The 8,466-nt window shown below is 61.1% G+C and carries 7 protein-coding genes; 3 read left to right on the top strand and 4 right to left on the bottom strand.

Annotated elements, in window-relative coordinates:
* Nucleotides 1-615 (top strand): hypothetical protein (locus tag DKM43_RS16655; protein WP_236632370.1); only part of this gene is annotated, 615 nt, incomplete at its 5' end.
* A 353-nt stretch (nt 616-968) separates the two neighbouring features.
* Here the strand turns inward: DKM43_RS16655 and DKM43_RS04180 are convergent.
* The 3 genes from DKM43_RS04180 to DKM43_RS04170 are packed head-to-tail and all read right to left on the bottom strand — an operon-like array spanning nt 969 to nt 4,472.
* Complete coding sequence (locus DKM43_RS04180) at nt 969-1,931, bottom strand: plasmid partitioning protein RepB C-terminal domain-containing protein (RefSeq protein ID WP_109797226.1); 963 nt, start codon at nt 1,929-1,931, stop codon at nt 969-971.
* Nucleotides 1,924-2,823, bottom strand: coding sequence for a plasmid partitioning protein RepB C-terminal domain-containing protein (locus DKM43_RS04175; protein WP_109797225.1), 900 nt, complete (start codon nt 2,821-2,823; stop codon nt 1,924-1,926). The genes DKM43_RS04180 and DKM43_RS04175 overlap by 8 nt, the downstream gene beginning before the upstream one ends.
* A complete protein-coding gene (locus DKM43_RS04170; RefSeq protein WP_109797224.1) occupies nt 2,823-4,472 on the bottom strand; it encodes a recombinase family protein in 1,650 nt (549 codons plus the stop codon). The genes DKM43_RS04175 and DKM43_RS04170 overlap by 1 nt, the downstream gene beginning before the upstream one ends.
* A 40-nt stretch (nt 4,473-4,512) precedes the next feature.
* Between DKM43_RS04170 and DKM43_RS04165 the strand changes: the two genes are divergently transcribed.
* Complete coding sequence (locus tag DKM43_RS04165) at nt 4,513-5,139, top strand: DeoR family transcriptional regulator (RefSeq protein ID WP_109797223.1); 627 nt, start codon at nt 4,513-4,515, stop codon at nt 5,137-5,139.
* 89 nt (nt 5,140-5,228) lie between these two features.
* Nucleotides 5,229-5,963, top strand: coding sequence for a hypothetical protein (locus tag DKM43_RS04160; RefSeq protein WP_145960470.1), 735 nt, complete (start codon nt 5,229-5,231; stop codon nt 5,961-5,963).
* Nucleotides 5,964-5,971: 8 nt separating this feature from the next.
* Here DKM43_RS04160 and DKM43_RS04155 read toward each other — a convergent pair whose 3' ends face one another.
* The gene (locus tag DKM43_RS04155) at nt 5,972-8,398 is read right to left on the bottom strand and encodes a DEAD/DEAH box helicase (RefSeq protein WP_236632369.1); all 2,427 of its coding nucleotides are present in this window, start codon (nt 8,396-8,398) and stop codon (nt 5,972-5,974) included.
* Nucleotides 8,399-8,466: the final 68 nt, after the last annotated feature.

The following is an 8,466-nucleotide window of genomic DNA, read 5'->3' as shown; positions in this document are numbered from 1 at the left end:
CCTGACCCATCGACCACTCCTAAGCGCGCTCAAAAGAGCACGCTAAAGAGCGCTCGCTACCTACCCGCGCAAGGCGGCCCCCGCCGGATGGATACACCTAGTCATGATATTCATGACAGAAAGGCGAATAGCGAGATGGAGCAGAGTGAGCCCAACAAACTTCGGCGGGTCTGGAAACAGAACGAAATTCCGGTGATCGTTAGGAAGGGTAAAGGTCACAAGCTTAGGGTTAAACTCCCCCATCCGAGCAATGATTTTGACCTCCTTCGGCGTGCCCGCGCATTTCTACAATCATCGCGTCCGGGCGGGCACGAACCCCAATGGCTTCCAAAATATGATGGGTGGGAGTTGCCGCAAGACTGGTTCAGCGACCTCGTGAATCACATCCTTGAGCGCTTCTCTCAGCTTTACGTTATCCAACCCTACCGCGAGCAAGAGAAATGCGCGTCCAAATGCATGAATGCGGAAGGTCACGAATGCGAGTGCTCGTGCATGGGCGCAAATCACGGCGCTGGAGGGCCGGGCGCTGGTTGGTTTGAGGTATCAGAGACCTTCGCCACACGTTGGGGTGAAGTGCATCTCGCTTGCCGTCTCATGGTGAAGGCACCGCGCTGATGCACGATTGGCAATTCGCACTTGGACTGAGGTGACCCGTAATTCCTAGGCAGGCGTCTTGCCTGAACAGACGTCGGCTTGCACCTATCAGCCAATCGTAGCAGACTTTCCGGATCGTCCGCAATCACGGTCAAAGCGGGAAGCCCATTCCTCGCTCCTCGAATGGCTGGTTCTGGCGTGACCTGCCGTTCCTAGGCACGTTGTCTAACGGAGGGTTTGTCCCAGGCCTGGCCGCCGAGCCGATTCAACTCTTTCTGTTGTTTGCGGCTATCGCCCGTCCAACTGTCACGACCGTGATGAGAGGGAAATGTGCGATTGATCGGCACGGGAGCCGACCGCAGGCCTCCGTCATCTCATTCCTGCGGCGTAAGCGTGCCGACCGTCCCGATCGACTCGATTTCCGCGATCCGCTGAAACTCAGACAGATATTCCTGCCGATGGGTCGAGAGCCAGCGAACGACCCGGGCGTTGCTGAGCAGCTTCGCGACGTAACCGCGCGCGAAGGTCAGGTGGAGATTGTCGATGCCGTAGCTGTCTTCGACCGACTTCACCTGCGTCTGGAGAGTGGCAAGCTCCCGCTCCATCCGGGAAATCTGCTGGCTGGTCGGGCCCGTGAGGTCATTCTTCCGCGCCTTCTTCGCTGGTGCTGCCAGCTGATCTTCAGGGGTGGCCGCAAGAAGCGCGCGTGCGAAGATCAGTGAGTAATTGTTCTGGCCGATCATCAGGTCCGCCGCCTCGATCTGGCGCATCGGCGACATGCGGCGCAGCATGTCGAAGACCCGCATCGAGCAATTGGTGTCCTTGAGCATGTCCGCGGTCTCTTCGCAGATGCCATCGAGCAGGCGGAACCGCGCGCGAATTGATCCCACCTCCAGGCCGAGCGCGTCGGCGATCACGGCCTCTGTGACACCGCGCTCGATGGCGCGCACGATCATCCGGTGCTCCTGAATTGGGGGCAGGCGATTGACGCGCTTGTTGTAGGTATAGGTCTCGTCGTCATTGGCGACGAGGCATTCGACCGTCTCGATACCGAGCTGCTTGAGCACCTCAATGCGCAAATGGCCGTCGAGGAGGAAGTATTGCTCTGCATTCTTCGGGTTGGGGACGACGGCAGGTGCTTCGACCAAGCCGATCGCTTTGATAGAGCTCACGATCTGGGCATATTTCCGGCTTTCCCGCACGCCCTCGCGCAATGTCTTCAGGGGCACGATCTGGTCGATGCGCACTGTGACAGACTGGCGCTCGAAGCCTAGCCGGACACGATTGTCGGCGCCGGGATCAGCGGGCGGTCGCTCTGCTGATGGCCAGTCAGTCATCGACTTCGCCCGCGATCCGCATGGCGAGCGCCCGGGGCATCGTCTCGAGCCCTTCCGCCCTGAGCAGGGTCAGAAATCCATCGTCGGTCAGCAAATCCTTGATCGCCTCGACGATGAAGAGAAGGCGGGTCTGCGTGAAGTCGGACTTCTTCACGAGCAGACGCTGCTTTTCGGCCTCGCGCTGATAGACCTGCATCAGGTCGCTGGCGGTCAGCTTGCGGGTGGAGCCCTTCCGCCCAAACTTCCCCACCGTGATCGACTTGCTGCGCCCACGCATGCGGAGGTCGAGGAGCCGGCGAACCGAAGCCAGCTTCTTCCCTCTCAGCTTGCCGGTTTCGTAGGCATCCAGCAGCAGGTTTTGCGCCTCTTCGCTTTCGGCGCGCGAGATCTCCATCGCTAGGCTGATCGGGATCAGCCCCGTCTCGACCGCTGACAGCAGCCTTTCCTCGCCGCGCTCGAGCAGGGTCACGATCATGCTGACCCACCCACTGGTGATGCCGATTTTGCGGGAGATCTCGGCTTCGGTGTAACCGCGTTTCCGTAGGGCACCGATCTCGTTCATCACGTCGATCGGACGCTGCACCCGCCGGGCGATGTTCTCCACCAGGCTCATGACGAGGCATTCGCTCTCGCTCGCTTCGATCACGACCGCCGGAATCTCGGTCTGACCCAGCATCTGGAAAGCCTCAAGCCGCCCTTCACCGCAGACCAGATCGTAGCGCGTGCCGCCCGGACCATCATGCTTGCTGACCGTGATGGGGCGCTTGAGGCCGATGGTCTCGATATTGTTGACGATCTCGCGGTGCTGACGCTTGTTGCGCGCCCGGGGGTTGAGCACGGTGATCCGCGAAATCGGGATCATCTCGATGGCCTGGGGGCGGGTGACGGTCATCAGGCAGCCTCCGCAACTCTGACGGGCGCCGCGATCTCGTAGAAGAAATCGAGGGCATCGAAGCGGTACGCATCGAGCAGCAGGTCGTTGTCCTCGGCGAGCCGCACACGTTCGGCTGCCACATCCAGCCTTGGGAAAAGATAGTAGTCGAAGGGCTGCCGGTTGCTGGCGTCCATGCGGACCACGAGGGTGATGTCGGGCATCTTCGAGGTGTCGAAGCGGATCTTCCAGCGCAGCAGACCCGTCGGCGTAGGCGTACAACGGACGATGACGACGGACAGGCTGAACTCATCGTTCACGATGACCCGGTCAGTCTCCATATCCTGCCATGCTTCACTGCCCTGTGCTTTCAGGCCTTCGAGGACCTCGCGAAGAATATCAGGGTGCAGTCGGCGCAGCGCACGATTGACCGCGAGGTAGCGGTAGTCGCGATCCGGCGAATAGCCGACCAAGCTGTAGGCCCGCAGCAAGCTGCCAAACCGGGACGAATAGGCGCTGCTGGAGGGCAGGCCCTCACATTCATCGATGATGATGCCTGAAAGAAGGCCCTTGCTTTCGTAGACCGTGCGCAGCGCGTCGATCATTTCGGCATCGGACAGCCTGAAGGACCGTGCGCCGATGAGCGCCTGCGCCGCATCGAACAGGTCGCGCTCGACGATCGCCTCGAACGCGCCGGGGCTGCGAATCCACATTTCGGGGTCGTTGCGGACCCGCTTCTTCTTCAGCTTGAACGACTGCCGGTTCCACACATTGTCGCCGACATACTTGCCGTTGATGAGGAGCTGGTGGACCGTCCCGCGCGTCCAAGGCCGCCCTAGATCGGTGACAATGCCCCGGGTGTTGAGGTCATCGGCGATTTCGCGCTCGCTCAGCCCGTCATGCACGAAAGCGGCGTAAACGCTGCGGACGATGGCGATTTCCTCATCCGGGCCCGGCGTCAAAATCACCCGGTCGGTCTGGATGCTCTTGTGCTCGCCCCGCGTGAGTACGCCTTTGGTCGTGCCTGTTTCATCGATCAAGGTCCGGCGAAGGCCGAACCCGGCAGGTCCGCCTTGGCGGTATCCTTTTTCGATCAGCCGCCCTTGCCCCGCGAAGACCTTCGTCGACAGCTCCCGGCTGTACTCCCCGGCCATCGCGCGCTTGACGCCCTTCACGATGGTCGAGACCGGGCTCCCGTCATTCTCGAATTGCTCCGCGCAGTATTGAACCGCGATCCCGGCGCGTTTGCAGATGTACTCGTAGTAGGCGCTTTCATCGGCGTCCTGGAACCGGCCCCAGCGGCTGATGTCGTAAACCAGGACCATGGTGTAATCGGCGGCGCCACTCTGAACGTCGTCGATCAGCTGCTTGAGAGCGTCGCGCCCTTCGATCTTCAGCCCGCTTTTGCCGGCGTCCGCATAGGTCCGCACGATCTCGATCCCGCGCGCCGCGGCATAATGCCGGATCGCATCGGCCTGGTTCTCGGTCGAGTATTTCTGATGGTCAGTCGACATGCGAACGTACTCGGCCGCGCGCACGAGCCGCGGAGCCTGTTCCCTGCCGTCACTGTCGTCGTAGCCCCAATCCTTCAATTTCCGCCCTTTCAATGACGATGCTGCCGTGGCCAGGGCGACCAACCGCTGCAGCGCGAACCACGGACACTCCGCCATCCCCGCACTTTCACCAGTGTAGGCCGGAGAGGAGCGGAAGATGTTGCCGAAAAAGGGCAGGAAGTTGCCGAAGTGGGAAGGAGTCCTGGCTGGAAGACAGGCCTATGCCGAAACCATCGCCCAGTTATTAGAGCGCGAGCACGGCGGAACGCACCGTGCTGTCAAACAATTGATGACGCTAACGGATGCCAGCGAGCGTACCGTCAAGCACTGGCTCTCCGGTCAACATGGTCCCGATACTGTGTTCTTTCTGCGCCTGGTCACCAGCTCGCCAGTGATCAGGGCATTCGTGATCGGGCTCATCGAAAGCTCGCAGGGGGCGGGCGATGGTCGGCTCGGAGTGGACCAAAAAGCTTCTCGCCGACCATCAAAAACGTCCGATATGCAGCCGCCAAGGCAGGATCGTCGCCAGAATGACCGTATAAATGACCCTAAAACTGACCCTATAAATGACCCAATAACCGCGGAGCTGAACGAGCGGCAGCGCTGGTTCCTTGGCCGAGTCGCAGCGGGCCATCGGTGCCGCGCGGCGGACATTTGTGGCCACTGGAAGGTCAGTGCGAAAACCGCGCGCCGGGACATTGCCGCGCTCAGCGCCATGGGTTTGATCCGTTTCACGGGTGCGCGCCGCAATGGACGTTATCGACCTGCTTCTGGGGAAGGATAGTCCGGCTCGATTTCACACCGGTCGTTGACGCCGAGACCCAAAGAAAGTGGAGAGGGAGGGTGTTGTCGAACTCAGCGAAGGAGATCGACATGCCCCTCTATCCCATCGATATCGAAAAGCGCCTCAAGGCCCTGCAGCGCCAGGCACGGCACGAGGCGGAAGGCGCGCCTTACGTCGTCTATGCCCTTCTCGATCCTGGTGAGCCCGGCGTGCAGTTTGCAGAGGGTCCGTTCTATGGCATCCCGTTCTATGTCGGGCAGAGCTGCGAAATCGAGCGCCGACTGCGCCGGCATTTCCGAAGGTCGCAGAAACTCAACCCGGACTCCCAAATGGTCCATCGGCACATCGCTGGGTTGTTTGCTATCGGCCGATTGCCGAGGCTTGCCATTCTCGAGACTGCCCAGACGCGCACCCAAAGCCTGATGGCAGAACTGCGTTGGGGACAACGGCTCATGCGCGACGGGTACGAACTGGCGAACACCAGCCCTGATATAGGCCGCATCATGGGCGTCGAAGAACTGACTGCCTGGCTGGATTTCCGGCGCTCCTCGATGCTCGCCAGCGAGGCAGCACGGGAGGGGGTCGTCATTGTTCACAACTGCACATGTGGACATGTGAACAGGTGGATCGATTCGGCGGATTATGCGGCATGCTGGCCCAAGCGGTTGCGGGTCTCGAAGATCGCCAATCGAACACAGCAATGCCCCGGCTGCGGCGAGGACTGCGAGTGGTGGCTGGATGATCGCGAACTGCTGGCGATACATGCCGGGTCGGACGCGGTATCACATCGTCTGCCCGGGCTGCGTATTTCTGGGATAAGCTAGGCTCAGTCCTACTGCCCCGGTTCCTTGGCGATCACGGTGTTATAGCCACCCATGTGGATCAGCCCCTCGTGGCTGTCGATACCAGTATAGCGCAGCGAGGCATCCTCATATCGGCGGAATGCGAAGACAGCGGCGTTCATCCGCTCGGTGTTGAACACCCTCAGATCGACCAGCAGGTTGAAGTCGGCCACCGTCAGGCCGGTCACGGTGCGGAACAGGTCTGGTTCGATCTTGGTGATCACATCCACCAGCGTGTTCTCGCGGAAATCGGTCAGGTACATGAAAGCCGGAATGCGCGTCGCGAACTTGATCAGCTTCTCCTGCACCTTCTTGCGGAGCGATTTGTACTCCTTCTCCTCGGCGGTCAGCTCCTTCTTCTGCTTCTCGGAGAGGTCCGCTTCCTTGGCCTTCTTCTTGAGGTCCTTGATCTTCTCGCTCTTGTTGATGATCGTCTCGATCACGTTGTCGCCGAGCGCTCGCCAGCCTTCGATCCGCTCAACAGCCGCCATCGCTTCCGCGTTCGAGAGCACCCGGCGCAGGGTGTCGTTGTCCACGTTGACCAGCATCGCGGATTCCCACTTGCGGGCCAGCAGGGTTGCCGAGGTGCCCGCCATCGCGATGTCGAGGATGCCGCCGGCATCGATCTGCACCATGTTCGCGCCGTCATAGGCGAGCACCGGCAGGAAGGAGACGAGGTCAGCCACCGCCTTCTCGGGGTTCTGCTCGCCGGGCGACAGGCCGATGCCATATTCCGAAATCTGCCGCAGCGCCCGCGTGGGCGCGAAGTCGAACACGAAGCACACGGGCTTCAGCACGTCCTCGCGGTTCGGGTCGTCGCCGTCAGGGTTCTTGATCGACCACGGCGACTGCACCCGGAATGCGGCCTGAAAGTAGGTCTCGGGCGACTTGAGGTTGCGCAGCATCAGGATCGACGACCACTGCGGCACGGTGACACCCGTCGTCAGCTTGCCGCATGACAGGGTGATTGTCTGAGTGTCATGGCCCGATCCGATCGCGTCGCGCACCGGCGGAAGAGCGCTTAGGCCAATTCCTGCGTTTGCCCCTGCGGCAACGATCACCGTGTACTTGTTCCAGAAGACGTTCTGCTTCTCTTCCAGCAGGTTCTTCATGGCCTCGCAGGCGGCGACGCTCGGCAGAAACCAGAAGGCGTGGTTGAGATAGGGCAGCAGCCTTACATCCGAATACGGAAACGGCGGCCTGCTACCTGCCTTCAAGGCATCAAGATTCTGCGGCGCGTAGCTACCACGGATGATGTCGAGCCACTTCTGCACTTCATCCTTGTGCTTGAAGGTGGCCATCACGCCCTTGCCGGATGCCGCGAAGAACTCGCCAAGATCGAATTCGTCGAACTCGCCGCCGCTTGCGATCGCAAGCAGCTCATCGGGCATCTGGTAGGTCAGCAGCCGCATCTGCGGTAGCGCGCCATAGGGATTGCGCTCGCCCGGACGCTCCGCCGCGAACTCCGCCTTGGCCCGCTGTTCGTCGGTATAGGTCCAGTTGAAAATCTGCTCTTCGATGAACTCACCCGTGGCCAGCGCCTTGAACGGTGTGCCGGAGAGGTAGAGATAGGCGCGCGTGGTGATGGGGAGGAATTCAGCCTCGGCTTCTGCGTTGTCCTCGAGGTCTTCGTTCACGGTCTCCAGGCCGGAGGCGTAGGCCAGTTCCTTCTTCGCGACCTCGGCATCCTCCCCTTCGAACAGCTCCTTGGCGTTATCGCGCCATGCGCCGAAGTGGTATTCGTCGAAGATCACGAGGTCCCAGTTGATCGCGTGAATCCACTCGTTCCGGGCCTTGATGTTGCCATAGCGATCCGTGCCGAGCAGGTCCTGGAACGAGCCGAAATAGACCAGCGGCGTATCCTTGGGCACATCGAGCGGGCTGCCGCCGGCATTGCGGGAGATGTACTGCCAGCCATCGAAATCGACGTGGTTCTTGAGGTCCGCCTCCCACGCATCCTCGACTGCGGGCTTGAAGGTGACAACCAGCACGCGCTTGGCATCCAGCTTCTTCGCCAGTTGATAGCCGGTGAAGGTCTTGCCGAAGCGCATCTTGGCGTTCCAGAGGAAGCGCGGGACAGCCTTAGGGTCTTCCGCCCAACGGGACTGGTAGTAGTCGTGGGTGACTTCCACCGCCTCGGCCTGCTCGCGGCGCATCGGGAAGGTTTCGTGCCGGGCCGATTGGAAGCGCAGCCCCTTTTGCAGCTCAACGATGGCCGCCCGAACGTCAGCCGGCGAGCAGCGCATCCATTCCCGCGACGAGCCGATCGTGACGTTTTCGAAACCCATCTCGATCAGGCGGCGGCGAACGTCGCTGTCGCGGAAGATGGAACCGTCCTCACGCTCCGCAACTTCGTCGACATGGAGCGTGTAGGCCTGCTGCATCTGACCCTGCGACTGGCGGATGCGGTCATTCACGTCGGCCTGCGTGGTCTGCCCTACCTTGATCAGACCTGCATAGGCAGGTGGCGGATCATTGGGCGTCC

It is taken from the genome of Novosphingobium meiothermophilum, from assembly GCF_003171715.1.
GTDB classification, from domain to species: domain Bacteria; phylum Pseudomonadota; class Alphaproteobacteria; order Sphingomonadales; family Sphingomonadaceae; genus Novosphingobium; species Novosphingobium meiothermophilum.
This window is presented reverse-complemented; position numbering and strand designations above follow the sequence as displayed.

Excerpts from the sequence above, each read along its gene's own strand:
- DKM43_RS04165 (WP_109797223.1), top strand. The coding sequence starts at position 4,513 with ATGTTGCCGAAAAAGGGCAGGAAGTTGCCGAAGTGGGAAGGAGTCCTG.
- DKM43_RS04180 (WP_109797226.1), bottom strand. The coding sequence starts at position 1,931 with ATGACTGACTGGCCATCAGCAGAGCGACCGCCCGCTGATCCCGGCGCC.
- DKM43_RS04160 (WP_145960470.1), top strand. The coding sequence starts at position 5,229 with ATGCCCCTCTATCCCATCGATATCGAAAAGCGCCTCAAGGCCCTGCAG.
- DKM43_RS04170 (WP_109797224.1), bottom strand. The coding sequence starts at position 4,472 with ATGGCGGAGTGTCCGTGGTTCGCGCTGCAGCGGTTGGTCGCCCTGGCC.
- DKM43_RS04175 (WP_109797225.1), bottom strand. The coding sequence starts at position 2,823 with ATGACCGTCACCCGCCCCCAGGCCATCGAGATGATCCCGATTTCGCGG.